Annotated in this window: 17 protein-coding genes; 8 read left to right on the top strand and 9 right to left on the bottom strand. The window is 42.0% G+C overall.

Annotated features, from left to right (window positions below; genetic code table 11):
- The first annotated feature begins 330 nt into the window (after positions 1-330).
- Positions 331-1,917, top strand: a complete 1,587-nt coding sequence (gene nifA, locus KSO91_RS06045) for a nif-specific transcriptional activator NifA (protein WP_238742056.1) — start codon at positions 331-333, stop codon at positions 1,915-1,917.
- Between the two features lie 79 nt (positions 1,918-1,996).
- Here nifA and fdxB read toward each other — a convergent pair whose 3' ends face one another.
- The 9 genes from fdxB to nifH form a co-directional block, all read right to left on the bottom strand.
- Complete coding sequence (gene fdxB / locus KSO91_RS06040) at positions 1,997-2,284, bottom strand: ferredoxin III, nif-specific (protein ID WP_238742055.1); 288 nt, start codon at positions 2,282-2,284, stop codon at positions 1,997-1,999.
- A 35-nt stretch (positions 2,285-2,319) separates the two neighbouring features.
- The gene (locus KSO91_RS06035) at positions 2,320-2,763 is read right to left on the bottom strand and encodes a NifB/NifX family molybdenum-iron cluster-binding protein (RefSeq protein ID WP_238742054.1); all 444 of its coding nucleotides are present in this window, start codon (positions 2,761-2,763) and stop codon (positions 2,320-2,322) included.
- Positions 2,756-4,132 (bottom strand): nitrogenase iron-molybdenum cofactor biosynthesis protein NifN, encoded by a 1,377-nt coding sequence (gene nifN / locus KSO91_RS06030; protein ID WP_238742053.1) that lies wholly within the window; start codon positions 4,130-4,132, stop codon positions 2,756-2,758. Before nifN ends, KSO91_RS06035 begins: the two co-directional genes overlap by 8 nt.
- A gap of 34 nt (positions 4,133-4,166) precedes the next feature.
- The gene (gene nifE / locus KSO91_RS06025; RefSeq protein WP_238742052.1) at positions 4,167-5,534 is read right to left on the bottom strand and encodes a nitrogenase iron-molybdenum cofactor biosynthesis protein NifE; all 1,368 of its coding nucleotides are present in this window, start codon (positions 5,532-5,534) and stop codon (positions 4,167-4,169) included.
- Positions 5,535-5,672: 138 nt separating this feature from the next.
- Entirely contained in the window at positions 5,673-6,086 is a 414-nt protein-coding gene (locus KSO91_RS06020) for a NifB/NifX family molybdenum-iron cluster-binding protein (RefSeq protein ID WP_238742051.1), read from the bottom strand.
- A gap of 41 nt (positions 6,087-6,127) precedes the next feature.
- Positions 6,128-6,337 carry a putative nitrogen fixation protein NifT gene (nifT, locus tag KSO91_RS06015; protein WP_238742050.1) on the bottom strand — a complete coding sequence of 70 codons (210 nt, stop codon included), beginning with the start codon at positions 6,335-6,337 and terminating at the stop codon, positions 6,128-6,130.
- 117 nt (positions 6,338-6,454) lie between these two features.
- Positions 6,455-8,026 carry a nitrogenase molybdenum-iron protein subunit beta gene (gene nifK, locus KSO91_RS06010; protein ID WP_238742049.1) on the bottom strand — a complete coding sequence of 524 codons (1,572 nt, stop codon included), beginning with the start codon at positions 8,024-8,026 and terminating at the stop codon, positions 6,455-6,457.
- A gap of 113 nt (positions 8,027-8,139) precedes the next feature.
- Positions 8,140-9,582: a nitrogenase molybdenum-iron protein alpha chain gene (nifD, locus tag KSO91_RS06005; protein ID WP_238742048.1), complete on the bottom strand. Its 1,443-nt coding sequence runs from the start codon at positions 9,580-9,582 to the stop codon at positions 8,140-8,142.
- Between the two features lie 23 nt (positions 9,583-9,605).
- The gene (gene nifH / locus KSO91_RS06000; RefSeq protein ID WP_238742047.1) at positions 9,606-10,502 is read right to left on the bottom strand and encodes a nitrogenase iron protein; all 897 of its coding nucleotides are present in this window, start codon (positions 10,500-10,502) and stop codon (positions 9,606-9,608) included.
- A 345-nt stretch (positions 10,503-10,847) separates the two neighbouring features.
- On the opposite strand from nifH, the gene KSO91_RS05995 reads away from it, so the two are divergent.
- From KSO91_RS05995 to KSO91_RS05965, 7 genes are all read left to right on the top strand, one after another.
- Positions 10,848-11,591: a thermonuclease family protein gene (locus KSO91_RS05995; RefSeq protein ID WP_238742046.1), complete on the top strand. Its 744-nt coding sequence runs from the start codon at positions 10,848-10,850 to the stop codon at positions 11,589-11,591.
- 85 nt (positions 11,592-11,676) lie between these two features.
- Positions 11,677-12,921: a malic enzyme-like NAD(P)-binding protein gene (locus KSO91_RS05990; RefSeq protein WP_238742045.1), complete on the top strand. Its 1,245-nt coding sequence runs from the start codon at positions 11,677-11,679 to the stop codon at positions 12,919-12,921.
- 222 nt (positions 12,922-13,143) lie between these two features.
- On the top strand, positions 13,144-17,703 hold the full coding sequence (locus tag KSO91_RS05985; RefSeq protein WP_238742044.1) for an ATP-binding protein: 4,560 nt from the start codon (positions 13,144-13,146) through the stop codon (positions 17,701-17,703).
- Between the two features lie 76 nt (positions 17,704-17,779).
- Positions 17,780-18,541, top strand: coding sequence for a class I SAM-dependent methyltransferase (locus tag KSO91_RS05980; RefSeq protein ID WP_238742043.1), 762 nt, complete (start codon positions 17,780-17,782; stop codon positions 18,539-18,541).
- Between the two features lie 156 nt (positions 18,542-18,697).
- The gene (locus tag KSO91_RS05975) at positions 18,698-19,615 is read left to right on the top strand and encodes a manganese-dependent inorganic pyrophosphatase (RefSeq protein ID WP_238742042.1); all 918 of its coding nucleotides are present in this window, start codon (positions 18,698-18,700) and stop codon (positions 19,613-19,615) included.
- A 127-nt stretch (positions 19,616-19,742) separates the two neighbouring features.
- Entirely contained in the window at positions 19,743-21,092 is a 1,350-nt protein-coding gene (mpl, locus tag KSO91_RS05970; RefSeq protein WP_238742041.1) for a UDP-N-acetylmuramate:L-alanyl-gamma-D-glutamyl-meso-diaminopimelate ligase, read from the top strand.
- A complete protein-coding gene (locus KSO91_RS05965) occupies positions 21,092-21,712 on the top strand; it encodes a flavin prenyltransferase UbiX (RefSeq protein ID WP_238742040.1) in 621 nt (206 codons plus the stop codon). Before mpl ends, KSO91_RS05965 begins: the two co-directional genes overlap by 1 nt.
- Positions 21,713-22,182: the final 470 nt, after the last annotated feature.

The following is a 22,182-nucleotide window of genomic DNA, read 5'->3' as shown; positions in this document are numbered from 1 at the left end:
AAACGGTGGTTTTGCACTGATGGCGCTAAGTCTGCAAGAGGCCTGAAATAACGGCAAAATATGCGTGATAACTTATGCTCTTTTGTTTTAGATCATTTTTTTGTGTTGTTTATATGAGGAATCTATAAATTCTTCGTTTTAGGCATATAAGTTGCGGTGGTTTTTACTGAAAGAGATCTTTTTTTACTAAAATAGATGATTTCTTATGTAAAGGGATGTGCTGCTTAGCTAAATGCAACAATCAAGACAAATTGTTGCATTTATGACAGAAATCAGTTCGCTTATTGTTTACATATTAATAGTGGCTTAACAAGCCCAATCGGAGGGCTAATGAGTGAACCAATAGCGACGAATTCAGGTAAGAATAAAGTTTTTGATGCGGAGCAACAGTTAATCGCGTTACACAAAATCAGCGTGATTTTAAGTCGCTCTTTGAATATGGAGGAAACGCTGCAACAGATGTTAAGTTGTCTGGATGAATTAGCTGGGATGCAATTCGGTATGGTGACTTTATATAATGAGGGCCGTCAAGGGATGTTGGTACAGGCACTGCACGGTGCGACGCCGGAAGTGATTCGTGATGCCTCAAGAATTAAGTATCGGATAAATGAGGGGATTTTGGGGGCTGTGCAGACCAAAGGCGAAACGCAGGTGATAGCTAAAGTCTCGCAAGATCCGCGTTTTTTAGACAGACTGAGTCTTTATGATTATGATCTGCCGCTGATTTGTGTGCCCTTGGGTAATAGCTCCTATCGTGCTGGCGTTTTGGCGGCGCAACCTATGAGTGCAGATCTAAGCGAGCTGGCTAGAAAAACGCGCTTTTTAGAGATGGTCGCGAACCTGATATTGCAAACATTAAGATTATCCAACACAGTACAAAAAGAGAAACAGCTACTCCAAGATCGCAACGATAGCCTGCAACCCACAGCTAAAAAATCCGATAGTTTTGCTTCTATGATTGGCAGTACGCCAGCTATGCGAGAAATATTTGAAACCATTGGACAGATAGCCAAGTTTGATACGACGGTTCTGATCAGAGGTGAAAGCGGTACTGGTAAAGAGCTCATTGCTGGCGCTATCGCTTATAGATCACCACGTGCCAATGCACCCTTTATTAAACTTAACTGCGCCGCATTACCGGATAATCTGCTCGAAAGTGAATTGTTTGGACATGAAAAAGGTGCCTTTACGGGGGCGGTAAAAACCCGCAAAGGGCGCTTTGAACTGGCGGATGGCGGTACCTTATTTCTCGATGAAATTGGTGAGATAAGTGCTGGTTTTCAAGCGAAATTACTACGGGTTTTGCAGGAGGGAGAGTTTGAACGAGTGGGAGGACAGGAAACAATTAAAGTTGATGTACGCATTATCACCGCCACTAATAAACCGCTCGAGCAGGAAGTGCGTAATGGCAACTTTCGTGAAGATCTTTATTACCGTTTAAATGTGATGCCGATACAGTTACCGCCGTTACGGGAACGGTTAGATGATCTGCCTGATTTGGCTCGTTTTATTGTGCTTAAATTTGCCAAAGTGCAGAATCGGATTTTAAAAATAAGCGACGGTGCTATCCGTTTGCTAATGGGGCACAACTGGCCCGGCAATATTCGTGAGTTGGAAAATTGCATTGAGCGTGCATCGATAATGAGTGAATCTGGACTTATTGATCGTGATGTAGTGATGATCAATCAATCGACTATCAGCGCCTTCGGCGCCGGGCAGCAAGGTTATTCGGTTGACGTGAGTGCGGTTACCGTAGGTGCATCGGATAATGATGACCTTGATGATCGCCAGCGGGTGATTTCAGCATTAGAGCAATCAGGTTGGGTACAGGCTAAAGCTGCTCGTCTGCTAGGGATGAGTCCGCGACAAATTGCGTATCGGATTCAGACCATGAATATACATGTCCGTCGAATCTAAGCTAACTTAACACATTGCGCTGCCAGAGTTATTGGCAGCGCAATGTTATGCTAATGGAAGGGGGAATTAACTGTAAAGATTAAATCGCCTGCGCAGCATGGGTAAAGCACCCTTTGGAGCAGACTTTTACACAAGCGAGGCAGCCGATACAGTTATCAGCATCGGCAACAGCCATCACCATCCGTACATCGTCATCATAATCACCAGCATCATCTTCATCAACGTCGATCTCTTCTGGGGAAAAAACATCCCGAGTACAGACGTTATAACAGCGCCCACAACCGATGCAGTTTGCCTGATCTAAGTGTTCTATAAATTCGGGTGTCCAGCTTTCACCCGATTTGGTTGTTCCTGTACTATATGCCATTTTTTTCTCCTTTATTGTTAATGAAAAATGCTTACTTATTCATCCCACGCGCCATCGGCGAGCGTTGCAAAATAGTCGGGCTGCTGTTTCCGGCTTAACTGCCGCGCCTGGCGACGGGCTATTTTGCCGGGCCAATTTCCCTGGATCTCGATGATTAAACTCGCAATAGAATTGATTTGAGGATGGATAACTACACGGGTACCTTGTGCCAATAGCCGTTGACGTACTGGATTCCCGCAGGCAAGGCAGTAAACCGCAAAACAGTTGCTTAGCGCGTTTAAACGATCTGTTATTTTCTGCTCATTGTGCCCTTCATAATGGGGCAGTTGAACCGTGTTGATATGTGCACTTGCGGTTGCGGTGACGCGATAGATAACAAGATTTGGACAGCTGCCAAAATGAGCATCTAAAAGGCTCTTTTCGTTGCTGGCAAAGGCGATATATAAGACATCTTCGTGTATTTTTAGCGCATTAGACATAGTCAACCCCGACTTTAATCTGGCTGAGATCTTGTTTCAATGGCGAGTGATAGACAGGAATGCTATGTACTTCATGACGTAATAGGTTGGCAAGCTCAAACAGTGTGTTGCGGATGCCGCTATAACCGATAAAAGATTTTGCAAAACAGCCGAATTCATCATGAATAGGAATACCGATACGCAGCAGTGGAATATTCATCTCTTTGGCGATGCTTTGGGCATGGGCGTTAGAGAGTAAGATATCTACTTTGGCGTTCGCAGCTTGTACATGTAGATCGGAGAGATCGCCAATCTGTACTTTATCAATGGGTAACGACACCAGTTGCGGTTGGTTGCAGGGGGCAATGATCACCGATAATGTGATATTGGCGCTTTTCAGTAGCGCACTAAATGCATTTAAATGATCTGCTTCCATGGCCAGCCCTGCTTTTTTACCGCCAAGCTGCGTATGGGTATCAATCAGCGCATCGCAGAGCTGTCCACGTGCTCGCTCAATATTGACGGGGACTTTGCGGCCACTCAGACGGCTAAGTAACATTATCAGACGATCTGTCTGCTCTAGCGTATGCAGATGTGCAAATGTTTCGGTGGGGATTTGGGTGCGTTCGACCAAGATACTGGCCGCTCGATCTAATGAATGACCGATCACTATGGTGGCGAGGGCCTGCCCTACGGTTTTAATCTGTTCCACAGTACAGCCCCCTTGAGAGAGGCTATTAAAATCTTGAACTGCTAAATATCCATCAAGGGAAAGGCTCAAATCGGGGATCACTACAGGGGTTAAACCAAATGCCTCAACATAACTTTTTAGTAGCTCGATATCGCCAGGGGTAAGCATATGGCTGACCAGTATATTGACTCGTTTTCGGCGCGCGCTGCTTGGCGTTTTACTTACCACTAAATGTTTAATCATTGCCTCAACGGCACCCGCATACCCGGTTTCCAGCGAGCCATAAAAATCAGGCGTATTGACCGGAATAATGGCGGTATTTTTATATTTAGGATTTTCTTCTTTAAACAAGCGAACTGAAGATTCAATATCACAGCCTTGTGCTTCAGTGAGGCCGGATGTTAATAGGCCTATTAATTTGGGATGCTGGGTACTGCATAAATGGGTAAAAGCCTGCATTAAGTTATCATCGGATCCCATCACGGTTGAGATAGGATCCATTGCTGTCGATTGCATTGGAATGGGCTCATGAAAATGTTGTATTAGAAAAACTTTGGCAAAGGCGCTACAGCCCTGCGCGGCATGCATCAGCGGCATCGCTCGGTCAATAGCGAGAAAAGCCAGTGCTGCGCCGAGTGGCTGGCCCACTTTTAGAGGTTGCTCTGCGAGCGCTTTTTTATTGGGGATTATTTGTGCCATATACTATTCCTTAACATGGGATAAGCTGCCATTATTATGCCGACCAAGGAGCAAGCTGTTTTGCCTGCGGCCACACGGGACTCTCTAAGGTTAAGCATAATTGCTGCGCAAGGGTCAATATCCCCTTGAAACCAGCAAAAGCATGTTCGCGCTCTTGGTTTACTTCGACAAAGGGCATTCTCGCTTTATAGGCGGTGTACATATTACGGCCACCGGCGATCATTACGTCGGCCTGATACTGATAAGCCACATCAAGTAGATTTCGTGGGCTGGTTTCATCGAGTAATATGGCATCATTGCCCATCAGTTCTCGAATTCTGGCTTTATCTTCCTCTGTACTTTTGCGAGTACCGCTAGCGATTACCTGCATGCCCAGATCTTGCAGTGCGGAGACAATCGACCATGATTTGACTCCGCCTGTATAGAGCAGCGCTTTTTTACCTTTTAGTTGCGCACGGTAGGGCGTTAAGGCTTGATTAAGTTGCTCAAGCTCTTGGCTTATGAGTTGTTCAGTACGCTCAGTAAGCGAGGGATCGTTAATCAGTTTGGCAAATTGACGCAGCGCAGCACACATATCACGTATGCCATAAAAGCTGCCTTCAAACCAAGGGATCTGATATTTTGTGTGTAATTTACGGGCAACATTAACCTGCGCTCTTGAGCAAACCAGCATTAATGCTTCAGCATGATGCATAGTTTGTAGTTCCTGAAAACGGCAATCGCCCGACAAATTAGCCAAAACTCGCAGTCCTAATCTGTCTAGTAAAGGCAAAATATGCCAAAGCTCACCGGCAATATTGTATTCCCCTACTAGGGCAATATCATGGACGCGGCCGAGGGCGAATTCAGGTTTTGGGGCCGGCGTTGCAGTACCAATGACTTTCTCAACCATTAGTTCGCCAGCGATACGGTTACCGAGGTTTTTATTGCCATAAAATCCAGCCGCATCAATGGCGATAACGGGAAACTTAATATGGCTTTGTGCACTGCGGCAAACTGCTTCAATATCGTCTCCTTCCATTGCTGGTACGCAGGTGTTATAGACAAAAATGGCGGCGGGTTGGTGTTTTTTGGCGACTTGTAATATGGAATGGTAGAGGCGTTTTTCACCGCGTCCCATAATCACATCTTGCTCATTGAGATCGGTTGTAAACCCTAAACGAAACAGCTCGGGTCCAGAGCTTTGCGACCCACGTTTATCCCATGAGCTGCCCGCGCAACCGACAGGACCATGGACAATATGGGCGACATCGGTAATCGGTAGAAGAGTTATCTGCGCGCCATCAAAACAGCAACCTCCTGCTGTAGCGCCCGGAGTGGCCGGCGCACAACCTGATTTAGATTTTTTATTATGCTCACAGGCGGGCTCATTTTGTAATTCGGTAATTGTTGATTGTCGCATAGGATCTCCACGATATAACGTTTGTTACTGTTTCTGTTGCAACATTCGTTCCTTACCTAACTCATTGATTTTTAGTGTTTAACTTATGTTGTATTCAATACAATGGTGGATAGCCGACACGACATTTTTGCTTTGTACTTACTCTAAAGCGGAAAAGCGTTCGTTAAAATAATCTTCCTGCCCCATGTGTTTGGCTAGCCAAGGCGGCAGTGCTCCGGAGCTTACACGCTGCTGCAGTTCTAAAAGCTGCGCATCGATACTGGGGTTATCTTTGCTTTTAAGCGGATGAATACCTGCACGGATCACTTTCGCAGCGGCAGGGCCACCAATAGAAGCGCAAAACATCAACTGACAATCCTTGATTATTTGCGCTCGAAAACTGTTTTTCTCACTTCCGCGTCCCCCCTCAGCATTGCGCACTTCAATATGGTCAATTTGCTCGGCATCAAGACGGTAGATATAAAATTTTTCGCATGATCCAAAATGGCCATCAACCGCTTTACCATCTGTTGAGGCGAAAGCTATCAGTAATTTGCGGCTCACTGTTGTCATATTATTCTCCCTTTATAGCGTATTGGTTGATATTTATGTGCTTAACCGCGGCGCATTCTGATGGTGATCGGTAGACTGGGAGGGGCGGGTAAAGGCTCAAAATAATAGCAATGGCCACTGCTTAATGTCATTTTTCCTCCCCAACGCTTCTCTTCTTCAAATTCCAGAGAAGTCACCTGCGCTTCGAGATCTTTTTTGGCAATATAGCCTGTCAGGATCCCGTCTTGTTTTCTTAACATTATGTTAGGCATTAGCTGCTCCTTGGGTGATTGTTTCTCTGAATTTACTTTCAGTGAAAAGCTTACTTAAATAAGTAAGCTTATTTGCTAAAAATAAAAGGTTGGAGCAACGCCCTCCAACCTTTTAGGCTATCGTATTAAATCAAAGCCGAAATCTGTTTTGCCGTAGACGCTAGTATCCTGATCTAGCTTGGCTAAAATTTCATTGACTAGAGTAGTCAATATTTGCATCGCACCTTCATAGCCCCAAGTAGTCTGGTGATGTAGATGATGACGGTCAAATATCGGGAAACCAATACGGATTAATGGCACTTTAAACGCTTCACCTTTAGCTAAGGTATCTCGTTCAATAAATTTAGCGTATGAGTTACCTATCATAAAATCAGGCTTGTTAGTGAACATCAGCGAACGGAAGTGCCATAAATCTTTCTGAATAAAGATTTTGCAATCTGTTCCATAAGGGCTTGCATCTAATACCGCTTGCATGTTCTTCTGCCATTTCTTATTGGCGTTATGACATAAGATAGTAGTCGGCTCACAACCTAGTTCTAATAGGAATTTGACCATACCGAGTAGGTAATCAGGGTCACCATAGATACCGAATTTTTTGCCATGTAACCAAGTGTGGCTATCTGTCATCATATCAACAAGACGTCCGCGCTCTTTAGTTAATGAGTCAGCGATAGGTGTCCCTGTTAATTCGCTAAGTTTCATTAAGAACTCATCTGTCCAATCTAGACCCATCGGAATATTTAATGCACTTGCAGGTTGTTTCCAAAGATTTTTAACTGTTTTTTTAGTCTTAATCAGAGACCAAGGTTGTAATAACAGCGTATCGATTGCATTGGGTGCGTCCTTCATCTCTTCTGCTGTTGTGCCACCCGCATACATGCGGTATTCACCATCGGCAGGTGTACTTAAGACTTCAGTTGGATCTGATAATACACTATAAGGAATACCCATCTCTTTCATCATAGTGTGCAAGATGCGGTAGTTACCTAGGTAAGTTTCAAAGCCCGTCACTAAGTTGATTTTTTTATTGCTACCAACCACTTTGTCTTCCATGCTGGATTTTGTAAATTCATTACAAAAGCCTTCAAACATGCCATCCCAGCCGGTGATATGACTACCCACAAAACTAGGTGTATGGGCAAAAGGTGTTGGTACGTCTGTTGGGATATGGCCATCTTTTTTAGCATTAGCAATAAATGCATTTAAGTCATCACCAATAACTTCTGCCATGCAGGTAGTAGAAACAGCAACCATGCCCGGTTTGTACAATGCATAGGCATTTGCTAAACCTGCATCCATGTTTTTGTTACCACCAAATACCGCAGCATCTTCTGTCATTGAGTCAGAAACACAAGCAATTGGTTCTTTAAAGTGGCGGTTGAAATAGCTACGAAAATAGGAAACACAACCTTGCGAGCCATGTACATAAGGTAATGTTTTGTCAAAACCAAGTGCACAAAGTACAGATCCTAAAGGCTGACATGCTTTTGCTGGATTGACAGTGAGTGCTTTACGCGCAAAGTTTAAGTCTTGATATGCTTGAGTGGTTGTCCACTCAAAGACTTCTTGTACTTTTTCGTCGCTATGTGCTTCTTCTGATAAGGCTTTTTTTCTAGCCAGCAGATCTTGGTATTCCGGTTGTTGAAATAACGGATACCCAGGTTTAGTTGCTTCTATCGTTTGACTCATATTTAACTCTCCTCCTGTATCCGTTCTTTGAACAGTCAGGTGTGATTTTAATTGCTAGCGATAGCAAAGTATGTTGCTATCGCATCGACATTAATTCCTTTTTTATAAAGGGGTTATGCAGTTTTAAGCCATGGGGCTATTAGCTTGTCCCAGCATGGGTTGTTGAGTGTCATATCCATATCGCGGGCAAAGATATCAAAGCCATCGTAACCGTGATAAGGACCTGAATAATCCCAGCTATGCATTTGACGGAAAGGAATGCCCATTTTTTGGAATATGTATTTCTCTTTTATGCCTGAGCCAATTAGATCGGGTTGGATCTTCTTAACAAACTCTTCAAACTCATAACCTGTCACATCATCGTAAATCAATGTTGCATCTTTAACATCGGGTTGAGTACGATCGTAATCATCGTTGTGACCAAATTCATAACCCGTGCCGACAACTTCCATACCCAGGTCTTCATAAGCGCCGATAACATGACGGGGGCGTAAACCACCCACATATAACATGACTTTTTTGCCTTCTAAGCGTGGTTTGTATTTAGCAACAACGGCTTGCCATTGTGCATCGTACTTAGCAATTACTTGCTGAGCTTTATCTTGAATAGTTTGATCAAATTTTGATGCTATCTCAGTTAATGATGCTGCAATTTTAGTCGGTCCGAAAAAGTTAAATTCTAACCATGGAATATTGTATTTCTCTTCCATATGACGGGCGATATAGTTAACACTACGGTAACAATGTACTAAGTTAATTTTCGCTTTACAGTTCAGCTCAATATCAGAAACCGTACCGTCACCAGACCACTGAGAGACAACGCGTAAGCCAATCTCTTCGAGTAATAAGCGTGTTGACCAAGCATCACCACCGATATTGTAATCACCGATCAAACCGACATCGTAAGGTGTACCTGCAAAGCTATCGTCGTGTTCACGGTTATCAATTAATTTATCGCGAATTGCATCGTTAGCAATATGGTGACCCAATGATTGAGAAACCCCGCGGAAACCTTCACAACGTACCGCGGCAACAGGTTTACCTGTTTTAGCTTGTGTTTCTTTAGCAACGGCTTCTATATCATCACCAATCAAACCAACAGGACACTCGGACTGAATTGAAATACCTTTAGAAAGTGGGAAGAGTGTTTCTAGCTCTTCCATTAATATAGTCAGTTTTTTATCACCACCGAAAACAATATCTTTCTCTTGGAAATCAGAGGTAAAGTTCATGGTACCGAAGCTGTTTACACCTGTTTTACCTGTGTAGTAGTTACGCCGTCCTGCGCGTGAGTATTGACCACAACCCACTGGACCATGACTGACATGAATCATGTCTTTAATGGGGCCGAAAACCACCCCTTTAGAGCCTGCGTATGCACAACCACGGGCAGTCATGACACCAGGCTGAGATTTACGGTTGGAGGTAATACAGCTGCTTGCACAATTGCTATCGCTAGTGCCTAAATGTTTGGCACGATCTTTTTTGGCGCTATCAGGATAAACTTCAAGTACCTCCTGGATCATCTTTTCATTTTGCTCTTTCATGCTCGTCATAAAAGCCCCTTAGTAGTCGTTGATTATGCTGCTGAAGCTGCTTCGTCAGCCAGTTGCTCTGCTGTTTTACCAATAATTGCTTCGTCTTCTTCTTCCATCAGACCAAAGCCCATTAATAGATCTTCAAGATCATCCATCGTGATGGGTGTTGGCACGACAAACATTTTGTTATTGATGATTTTGCTAGCAAGCGTGCGGTATTCATCAGCTTGTTTACAGGTTGGATCATATTCAATAACTGTCATACGACGGATCTCAGCGCGTTGTACGATATTGTCACGTGGCACAAAATGGATCATCTGTGTACCAAGTTGACGAGCTAATTCCATGATCAGTTCATCTTCACGGGCGGTGTTACGAGAGTTACAGATAAGACCTGCTAGACGTACGCTACCTGATTTAGCATATTTACAGATACCTTTAGCGATGTTGTTAGCCGCATACATAGCCATCATCTCACCAGAACAAACGATATAGATTTCTTGCGCTTTGTTTTCACGAATAGGCATCGCGAAACCGCCACATACCACATCACCTAATACGTCATAGAATACAAAATCTAAATCTTCTGTATATGCGCCTTCTTCTTCTAAGAAGTTAATTGCAGTAATTACACCACGACCAGCACAACCAACACCTGGCTCTGGGCCGCCTGATTCAACACATTTTATATCGCCGTAACCAGTCAGTAATACATCTTCTAACTCAAGATCTTCTACAGAGCCCGCTTCTGCTGCCATCTCCATAATCGTGTTTTGCATTTTAGAGTGTAGGATGAGCCGTGTTGAATCCGCTTTCGGATCACAACCGATAATCATTACTTTTTGTTTAAGTTCAGCTAGCGCTGCTACTAGATTTTGAGTTGTAGTGGATTTGCCGATACCACCTTTACCGTAAATTGCACATTGACGAATAGCCATAATTTAAAACTCCTGTGGTAGATATAAAATAACAAAGTGTTGTTCCTATCAACTAATTGCAGGTGCTGTACCAACTTATGGATATTCATTAACTAATTGAATATAGAGGGTATTTTGTGTTTTTTTTAAATAGGGCAGTGCGAGGGGGCGCAATTAACCATACAAAAAAGCGGGAATTTGTAATAAGTCAGACAAAGTATTGTGTATGTGTTTTTTCTAGATTAGAAAACGCGGCTGCAGGATCCATTTAAAATTAGATTGCAGAACATGAGAGTCAGTAAAATGGACTTCTTATTTTTTATTTTAGCCTACAGTTAAAACAACTAAATTCATTTGGTATCGGTTATGCGCATATTAGTTGTTCTTTTATTTGCTCTTCTCCCTGTGCCATTATTGGCGGATTGCGCGCAGGTTGCTTGGGACCAAACGGTTATTTTAAAACAGATTAATGATGGTGATACTGTCACTTTAGAAAATGGGCGCTTAGTGCGCTTTATTGGCATTAATACACCGGAGATTAATTATCGTTATAAAAGTCGTTCGGATCCTTATGCGTTCGATGCGAAACAACTTCTACAGCGTTATATAAAGGTGGGCGATAAACTGCATTTAGTGTTTGATAAAACTAAAAAAGATAAATATGGGCGGTTGCTAGCATATGTCTATAGTAAAAGCGGACGTAACTTAGCCTTATTACAACTACAATCTGGATTTGCAACACATTGGGTGATTGGTCAAAACGATCGTTTCTGGCAGTGTTTTCAGCAAGCTGAACAACAGTCCCGTGCCCGTAATAGCGGAATTTGGTCTAATTTCAAGCCGTTATCCGCAGCAAACTTAACAGAGGCTGATCATGGTTATCAGTATATCCGCGGCAGAATTAGTGATTTAAAACAAGACAAACGAGGTATTAGATTTAAATTAGACAAAAAGCTGCAGGTGATAATTCATGCCAAACAGTTACAGCGGTTTAAAGAAAATGGGGTGAATCTCTTATTAAATGAGCAATTATTACTCTCAGGAAAGCTTACTTTCCGCCATGGACAGGCTAAACTAAGCCTTTATCATCCCGCGCAAATATTGCCTTGAACTCAATTAAAACTATAAATCTGTCCAACATTTGACTATCATCATCTTTTGTTTTTAGTGCCCTTTACCACAATAGGACTTATAAATGTCAGATTTACGCCAACAAGCGCTTGATTATCATGCATTTCCCAAACCAGGGAAAATTAGTATTGAAATTACCACATCGGCGGAAACAGCAGATGACTTATCACTGGCTTATAGTCCGGGTGTTGCGGAGCCAGTACGCGAAATCGCAGCAAATCCTGATGACGTTTATAAATATACAGCCAAAGGTAATTTGGTTGCGGTGATCACCAACGGCACTGCTATTTTAGGTTTGGGCAATTTAGGGCCGCTTGCTTCAAAGCCTGTAATGGAAGGTAAAGCGTTGTTATTCAAACGTTTTGCCAACATTGACGCGATCGATATAGAGGTAAAACACCGTACGCCGGAAGAGTTTATTAATACGGTTGCAAGCATTGCCGATACGTTCGGTGGTATTAACTTAGAAGATATCAAGGCGCCGGAGTGTTTTGAAATTGAAAAAGCGTTAAAAGAGCGCTGCACTATTCCTGTTTTTCATGATGATCAACACGGTACTGCGATTGTAACCGCTGCTGCAATGATTAATGCCTTAGATATTCAAGGCAAAAAAATTGAACAAGTGAAAATTGTTTGCCTTGGTGCGGGTGCGGCAGCGATTGCCTGTATGGAACTGCTTATCAAATGTGGCGCATTGCGTGAAAAAATCTATATGTTAGATCGTAAAGGCGTTATCCATACGCGTCGTGATGATATTAATGAGTATAAACAACGTTTTGCCAATAATACTGATCAACGTACATTGCAGGATGTGATGACTGGCGCGGATGTTTTTGTCGGTGTATCGGGGCCGGATCTTTTATCCGCAGACGATGTGAAATTAATGGCGCCTAACCCAGTGATTTTTGCCTGCTCAAACCCCGATCCTGAAATTAAACCCGAATTGGCACATGCTGTCCGTGATGATTTAATTATGGCAACGGGGCGCAGTGATCATCCTAATCAGGTTAATAACGTGCTTTGCTTCCCGTTTATTTTCCGTGGTGCACTCGATGCGCGCGCAACGGAAATTAATGATGAGATGAAAGTGGCTGCCGTGCATGCTATTCGTGAGATTGCTAAAGAAGTCGTCCCGGAATCAGTACTCAAAGCCAGTGGCGTCGAATCATTAATTTTTGGCAAAGGTTATATTATCCCTAAACCAATGGATCCGCGTTTATTAAAAAGGGTGGCGGGTGCGGTTGCTCGTGCTGCAGTTGCAACCGGGGTGGCACAAGTCGCATTACCAGAAAATTATATGTGTGAGTAGATGGCTTGATCACTTACATTATACGCTGCTGTTTTTTTATACTAAATAGCAGCGTATGGTTAATAATTAGGCATTTTGTTGCTTAAATATCACAAAATACGATTTATTACCTCATGATTTCATTGGTTCTTACCATCAAGGGTGGAATCATAAGTTAATAAGTTGTAAATTAGCGCGTTTTATCGAATATTTTTTTATATCACTATTTTGTAAGGGTATTGTATGCAAGGGAAACCTTTTTCTCAGTCTGAAGCGAATCATATTGCTGATCCACTATTTCTTCATGCTGAGCATATCGCAAAAGACTTCTCACTATTTCCAGATAACTCATTACCATCAAATACAGAACGTTTAGAAGGGTTGATTGATAGAAAACGTATTCAATCAAATCTAGTGACGATTCAGAAGTTAGGTGTTGATGCCTATATCGCTCGTACTGTGCAGCCTGCTGAAGATAACAAACGCCCTGGCGCGAAAAGTATTGTCGCTGGTTTTAATGGGAAAATTGTTACTGAGCAATCAAATGGCGCATTTTATAGTGCTGAAATGGAACTTGATTTTGGTGGTTATACTCGCCGCGTCGGAATCATCGCGCAGGAGCGCAGCTCAAATAATGGTTCATGGATGCCAGAGCATCATTTGGCGGCCAGTAAAGCTATCCGTAAATTTGCCGATCTATCTCTGCCTATTGTGTATTTAATTGATACACCGGGGGCCGATGCAGGCGAAGTGGCCAATAGCCATAACCAAGCACACAGTATTTCACAAATGATCACTGAAAGTGCCAATGTAGATGTACCGACTGTCGGTATCGTGGTCGGTGTCGGTTATTCTGGTGGAGCTATTCCATTGGCGACTGCGAATGTTTTACTGTCGGTTCGTGACGGTATTTTTAATACAATCCAGCCGAAAGGACTACAAAGCATCGCGCGTAAATATAACCTGTCTTGGCAGGAATGTGCGCAATCAGTGGGTGTTTCGCCTGAAGAACTCTATGAAATGGGCTGTATTGATGGAATTGTTGATTACTCTCCAATTGATCAAGATGAGCGCCAGCATAATCTGCAGAAAGCAATCGTTTCAAGTATCTTATCCATCGAGTCAAAGTCTGTTAAATTCGTTAGTAAATATCCAGACATTTTAGAACATTACAATCGCAGCCTAACGCGTTATTTAGAACCTTCAAGCAAATTATTAGCGGTCGAAAATGCATCTGAAAATACGCAACTTTTGGCAAAAAACCCGACTGCGCATAACAACGTTTTTGGTACAACCTACCGTTACATGCGTTACCTTACTTTACGTTCGCGTATTCGATCGATTCAACAAGGTGAGTATGGTCGCTTATCCAAACTAACCGCGCCAGAAGGGGATCTTAAAGCCCGCATAGAAGCAGATCGTAAAAAAGTGTTTATCAGCTGGTTAAGTAACCCCGATAAGCTTATTTATGACGATACGTTAAATAAAAATTGGAAATCTTTCTTAAGCAAGCGCGAAGACAAAAGTATCGAACGTAATATGTTTACTAAATTGATTTTAGGTGAGCCGCAGGAAAATTACGATAATGCGCGAAGTACACTATTAATTAATTTAACTTGGTCTTTATATAATCGTTGGAAAAGCAGTGCTGCAGATAACTTCCGTGCATTAATATCGCATCTTGAAGATGAACAACATGTGCCGATGACAAATGCCTGGCCGGAATTGAGTGAGTTAACAACCATTGATGTTGTCACCCATAAAGAAACCCGCGCTTGTTTTATTACACATTGTCGTCATATGTTGGTATTCAATGCACTATATGACAATACGATGGGCAATCTTGCTTCGATTGCAAAAGAAGCGATGGCAACCAAAGAGTTATCTCGTGACTCTGTTTCATCATTGGTACGTAGCTCATTAAAAGCGGCGTTAAGCAAAATTAGTGATGATGATTACGGACAGTTAAAACTCTCTTTTAATGCTTGGATACATTACTTTACTGACCAAAGTGATCGTGGTGAAAAACTAGCGAAAGTTGAAGAGTGGAAAAGTATTGGTGCACCGCAAATGAACTCCAGTTTATTTGTGATCCTGACTTATATATTCGAAAAAATATTACCGTCATACTACAACAGCAGCGAAGATCTTTCCCAATACAATGGGGCCATTAACCCTGTACGTATTGGTCGCCGCAAAGACTTCTGGAACCGCTTAACGATGGGCTACCAAGACCTATTAATTCAGGCGGTACTGCGCACAGAAAAGAATAAAAAGAACAACTCGCATAATGCTATTTTAGATAAGTTCTTTATTAATTTTAAAGAGTCACAAGCAGATTTAATGACGGCAAATCTACTTGAGTTCCCTGGTTTCCGATTATCGATTGAAGATGCCTTGGATAAAAAAATCAGACCTTGTGGTTTAGTGACGGGTATTGGTGAATTTAAATTGGAAAGCGGTGGTACACAACGTGTGGGTATTGCTGTCTCTAATCTTTCATTCCAAGCGGGTGCTTTTGATATGGCCAGCGCAGAAAAATTTTGTGCGCTATTGGTGAAATGTGCTGAACAACATTTACCTGTTGTCGCCTTTATCAGCTCTGGCGGTATGCAAACCAAAGAAGGTGCGGCAGCACTGTTCTCTATGGCCGTAGTTAATGATCGTATTACCCGCTTTATTCGTGATAATGATCTGCCTGTTGTGATGTTTGGTTTCGGTGATTGTACGGGCGGCGCACAGGCGAGTTTTGTTACCCATCCGCTAGTGCAAACTTACTACCTATCGGGTACCAATATGCCGTTTGCTGGGCAGATGGTGGTGCCAGCTTACTTGCCATCTACAGCCACATTATCAAACTATCTATCGCGTGTGCCTAATGCAATGAATGGCTTAGTGATTAACCCATTCTCAGACGATCTTGACGACAAATTACGTGACATTGATGAAAATATGCCACGCCCAACGATCTCTGTTGAAGAGACCATTAAACGGGCTTTAAATGGTTTTGTACCGATTTGTGATATTCGTGGAGATGACTTCTCGCAAGCAGATCCTCGCGAATTAATGGAGCCGGTTAAGAAAGTCTTAATTCATGCTCGTGGTTGTACTGCGGTTAAACTCATTCGTAAAGCACAACAGAATAATATTAAAGTGGTATTGGTTGCCTCCGATCCCGATATGAAATCTGTGCCTGCTGACATGTTAGGTAAAGGCGATAAGCTGGTTTGTTTGGGTGGTAATACATCAGATGAAAGTTACCTAAATGCAAATTCAGTTTTAAAAGTAGCTGAATTTGAAGAGGTTGATGCATTACATCCTGGTATCGGTTTCCTCTCTGAAAGCCCGCACTTTGCAGATCTCTGTGTTAGTCATAACATTAACTTTGTCGGCCCCAGCATGACGAGTATGCTCACCATGGGTAATAAATCTAATGCGATTAAAACTGCGCAAGATAATGGCGTTCCTGTTGTACCTGGGAGTCATGGTATTTTAAGTGGTGCCGAGCAGGCGTTAGGTATTGCCAATAGCATTGGTTATCCTGTATTACTTAAAGCCGTCAATGGTGGTGGTGGTAAAGGTATTCTGATTATCGAAAAAGCTGAAGATATGTTTGCTGGTTTTAGCCAAGTATCCGCTGAAGCACGTGGTGCGTTTGGTAATGGCGATCTTTATCTAGAAAAATATATCACCTCGTTACGCCATATAGAAGTCCAGCTATTGCGTGATAAACATTGCAATACCAAAGTCTTAGGTATTCGCGATTGTTCTGTGCAACGTAACAACCAAAAAGTGGTTGAAGAATCCGCATCAACAATGTTACCGGCAAAACTTGAAGCATTAGCGCTGCAATATACGGCAGCGTTGGCTGACGCAGTAGATTATATGGGCGCGGGCACCGTTGAGTTTATTTATGATTTAGATGAAGACGCTATCTACTTTATGGAGATGAATACTCGTTTACAAGTAGAGCATCCTGTAACCGAAGCGACATCCGGTATTGATATCGTTACTGCGCAATATGATATTGCCTCCGGTAAGAGTATTGCTGATCTTAAACCAGTCAAAAAAGGCTATGCGATTGAAGTACGTGTTACTGCAGAAAAAGCTAAACTAGATAATAACGGTGTTATGCAGTTAATCCCGCATCCAGGCACTGTTCTTGAATGTGTGATTCCTGAGCAAGATGATGTTGAAGTGATGTCTATGATTGCAGCTGGGAAAGAGGTTTCTCCGTATTACGATAGTTTGGTCGCACAGTTTATTTGTCATGGTAAAGATCGTAATGACACGGTTAAAAAACTATTGAAATTCTTAGATAATGTGGTCATTAAAGGGATAGCAACTAACATTCCTTTACTGCAACGCATCTTAAAAGATGAAACCTTCTTAAACGGTGTTTACGATACCACTTATCTGCCAAAATTTATGGCGAAGCTGGACCAACAAGTGATGATTGATGAAATGGAAGCCTCTGCTTCATCAGGCGGCCTTGATCTGTCGATTCAAGTTGATGGCAGTAATGAGCTAAAAGTACTTGCACAAAGTGCAGGGATTTTCTATCGCGCTTCATCGCCTGCTGAGCCAGATTTTGCACATGAAGGGGATATTGTGACTACCGAGCAAACACTGGGTCTGATGGAAGCCATGAAAATGTTCTCGCCTATCACACTAGCCAGCTTTAATCGTCAAAATGCAGTGTTGTATAGTGCCCAGACTAAGTTCCGTATTGAGCGTATAATCAACGCCAATGGTCAGCAAGTGTCTAGTGGTGACTTGTTATATATCATTACTCCTTTATAAAAATGAGTTTGTAAAAAAAACCAGTCATTTGACTGGCTTTTTTGTTTGTAAATTGAGAGAGAGAGAACGGATCGCAATGGATATCCCGTTAATTTGTAATGAGCGTATTTTGCGTCATAAAGCGCAACAACTCCGTGAGAAGTGGGGGTTTTTAAGTACCACCAGTGAACACTTTCAATTACTGCTTTTGCCCGAATATTTGGCGCTTGAGCAAAAAGACGATCCTCAGCAGGGACTGGTTTTTGTTGATTTTGCCTCGGGGGCAGTTGCGCATCGGCGTAAATTTGGCGGCGGGAAAGGACAGGCAATTGCTAAGGCAGTCGGCCTGAAAGCGGGTGTTCAGATTGATGTGATTGATGCAACAGCTGGACTTGGGCGTGATGCCTTTGTACTCGCATCCTTAGGCTGTAAAGTCACACTGGTTGAGCGTTCACCAGTCGCTGCCGCACTGCTTGAAGATGGTTTACAGCGTGCTTACTTAGACTATGAGATAGGTGAATGGATGCAGCAGCGGATGCAGCTGCACTTTGGATCTGCTTATGACTACCTGCAAAGTCATGAAACAGATGTTGTTTATCTTGATCCCATGTTTCCCCATAAAAAGAAGTCGGCCTTAGTAAAAAAAGAGATGCGCGTTTTTCAAGGCGTCGTTGGCGCTGATTTAGACGCTGATTGTCTATTAGAGGCCGCATTGAATGCTGCGCGTTATCGTGTTGTCGTTAAACGGCCTGACTATGCCCCGTTTTTAAATGACCGAAAACCGAGTATGAGCATTGAAACCAAGAAAAACCGTTTTGATGTTTACGTTAAACAGGCCATTCCGCAAAATAAAAGCTAACTAACCTTCGACTTGAACAAGGGGTATACCGTGAGCATTCTTAGGCGCAAGGAAAAAACGCCACCTTAATAGTGAATAATTCTTATTTGCACTTAATTAATTTGATTAAATCGGTTATTCTGGTTGTTATTAATCAACAGAAAATTGGAAACGAAAATGATTGTACTAGGACACCAAAACCCAGATTGTGATAGTTTATGTTCAGCGATTGCGCTTGCTGGTTTATTTAATAAACTGGGTAAAGATGCAACACCGGCATTACAAGGTGAACCCAATCCTGAAGCTTTATTTCTACTTGAACAGTCTGGTTTGCCACAGCCTGAAATTCGCACCTCCGTTGCCGGTGAAGAGATTTTCATTGTTGATTATTCTGATTGGAACCAAGGTACTGCGGATATGAAAAAAGCGAAAATCCGAGGTATAGTCGATCATCATAAATTGGGTGACATTACTACATCAGAGCCCCTAGAGTGTTGGATCTGGCCTGTTGGCTGTAGTGCAACCATCGTTTACAATATGTATAAATTTCATAATCAAACACCAGATACCGCTGTTGCTAAAATGATGATGGGCGCTATTATTTCTGACACGGTTAACTTTAAAGGTCCAACTACAACGGATATCGATAAAGTAGCCGCTAAAGAGTTAGCAGCAATCGCAGGTGTAAGCGATTTAGAGGCTTTTGCGACTGCCCAGTTTGATGCTAAATCAGATATCAAACATATCCCTGCTGCTGAATTGATATTACGCGATCAAAAAGTATTTGAAATGGCAGGAGAGCAACTTGCAATTGGTCAGTTAGAGCTAACTTCATTGGAAACCGCACTGAGTAAAAAAGATGAGATGTTAGTTGAAATGGGGCAGTTGCAAGCCAACAAAGGGTATCATTCAACGATTGTGCTATTAACGGATGTTAATAAGCTTGATACAACCGCACTAATAATTAGTAAAGATGCAGAAAAAGTAGCGAAAGCACTAAACAGTACTGTGATTGACCATGCATTTGAATTGCCGGGTGTAGTTAGCCGTAAAAAACAGATTATCCCATTCTTACAAACTGCCTTTGAAGCATAATTTAACGAGTTGTTAAAATTATCCTAAATAATATTCGCTAAAAGGCGAACACCATATTGGTGTTCGCCTTTTTTATTACTTACTATAGCGTGAGAAGTTCTTTTCTATTTATCTATATTGAGGTTTTATGCATATACATATTCTTGGCATTTGCGGCACCTTTATGGGCGGTATTGCTATTCTCGCTAAATCATTAGGCCATAAAGTGACAGGGTCAGATCAAAATGTCTATCCGCCAATGAGTACTCAACTTGAAGATCAAGGGATTGAGCTTATTCAAGGTTTTGATCCGAGTCAGCTTGATTTAAAACCAGATCTTGTTGTTATAGGCAATGCCATGAGTCGTGGTAATTTATGTGTTGAAGCTGTTTTAGACAAACAAATACCTTATATCTCTGGCCCTCAGTGGTTATTAGAACATGTCTTAAAAGATCGTTGGGTACTCGCTGTTGCAGGCACGCACGGTAAAACATCAACATCGAGCATGCTTGCTTGGATTTTAGAATATGCTCAAATGAAACCAGGCTTTTTAATTGGTGGCGTGCCAGAAAATTTTGGGCTATCGGCAAGGTTAGGCGAAACACCTTTTTTTGTTATTGAAGCTGATGAATACGATTGTGCCTTTTTTGATAAACGCTCTAAGTTTGTTCATTATCATCCTCGTACTTTGGTCTTAAATAATCTTGAATTTGATCATGCAGATATTTTTGAAGATCTGAATGCGATTAAAAAACAGTTTCATCATCTGCTCAGGACCGTTCCTGCCAGTGGTCGAATAATTTTACCCAATAAAGATCAAGCTTTAATGGACGTTAAAAATATGGGCTGTTGGAGTGAAGTAGAATATCTTGGTGAAAATTGGTCATCAAAAAAACTAAAACCGGATGCGACAACGTTTGAAGTGTTTCTTAATCAGAAAAAACAAGGTGAAGTGAATTGGTTGTTGATGGGCGATCATAATGTTGATAATGCACTGGGCGCTATTGCAGCAGCTCGTCATGTCGGAGTCACACCAGAAATAGCGATAGAGGCGCTGGCTCAGTTTAAAAGTATAAAACGCCGAATGGAAGTTAAAGGACGAGTGAATAATATTACTGTTTACGATGATTTTGCTCATCACCCGACGGCCATTAAAACAACGTTAGCCGGATTACGCGCAAAAGTCGGCAAAGAAAGAATTATTGCCGTGCTAGAGCCGAGATCAAACACCATGAAATTAGGTGTTCATAAAGAAGCATTAGTGAACTCTTTATCTGATGCAGATAGTGTGTACTGCTTCGAATCCAAGGATATTAATTGGTCAATGGGTGAATTATTTGCCGAGCAGGGCAAAGCTGTTGATGTTGAAAATGATATCGATCTGCTATGTGCTAAATTAGCTAGAAATGCACAGCCTTGTGATCATATATTAATCATGAGTAATGGTGGGTTTGGCAATATTCATCAAAAGCTTTTAGATAGATTGCAGGATAAATAATGAATAGCGAGAAGATTTATAAGCAAAAAATCACATTGGCGGTAACCGGCGCATCCGGAAGTGGTTATTTTCTTAGATTACTAAACGTTTTAGTCGAAGCCGATGTACAGATCTACTTATTGCTTTCAGAAGCTGCAAAAATTGTATTAAAGACAGAAGAAAACGAAACGTGGCCAGACGATATCAATGAGCTAAACGAATTTTTACAAAAAAAATACCAGACAGAAGAAAGACAGATCATTGCATTAACAGCTAAAGATTGGTTTTCTCCCGTTGCTTCAGGATCATCAGCGCCAGATAAAATGGTTATTTGTCCCTGTAGTTGTGGCACATTGGCTTCAATAGCACAGGGCTTGTCAAATAATCTTATTGAAAGAGCGGCTGATGTGATTCTAAAAGAGCGCGGCCAATTAATTATCATGCCGAGGGAAACACCTTTTTCCACTATTCATCTGCGTAATATGCTGACTTTGTCAGAATTGGGGGTAACGGTTATGCCACTTGCACCTGGTTTTTATCATCAGCCCGAGAGTATCGCAGACTTACAGGATTTTATGGCGGCAAGAGTGATGGACCATTTAAAAATACCACATAAGATAAGTAAACGGTGGTGTGAATAAATACTTTTTAATCACCAAATAACAATAACTGTTTGTTTTGTGAACGTAAAAGTGAATATTTTAATAAAGAGTGATTTTGAGAGAAAAAACACTTGCCAACGTGATCGATATCCCTATAATGCGACCCCACAGACACGGGCTGCAACGCCAATGACTGAGAATGAAAGAGGTTACTTTTAATGACGTTTAACGTTGATTAGAAAGATAAGTTAACCGTTGACATTGTTCGCTGGTAGCGTAATATACGCACCTCGCCGAAAGGCACGCTCTTTAACAATTTAATCAAACAATCTGTGTGGACACTTATTGTTGATGTGATTTCAAAAAAATCAAAGTCCTTTCTTGTAAAGGCAACATCAATATAGTGACACACGAAATGATAAATTTATTTATCATTTCAGAATAATAAAATCACTTCGGTGATTAGTTTTAGTCAGTAGTATTGAGTCGTATCGAAAGATACACATTAA

It is taken from the genome of Psychromonas antarctica (assembly GCF_022267535.1).
In the GTDB taxonomy this organism is placed as follows: Bacteria; Pseudomonadota; Gammaproteobacteria; order Enterobacterales; family Psychromonadaceae; genus Psychromonas; species Psychromonas antarctica.
This window is presented reverse-complemented; position numbering and strand designations above follow the sequence as displayed.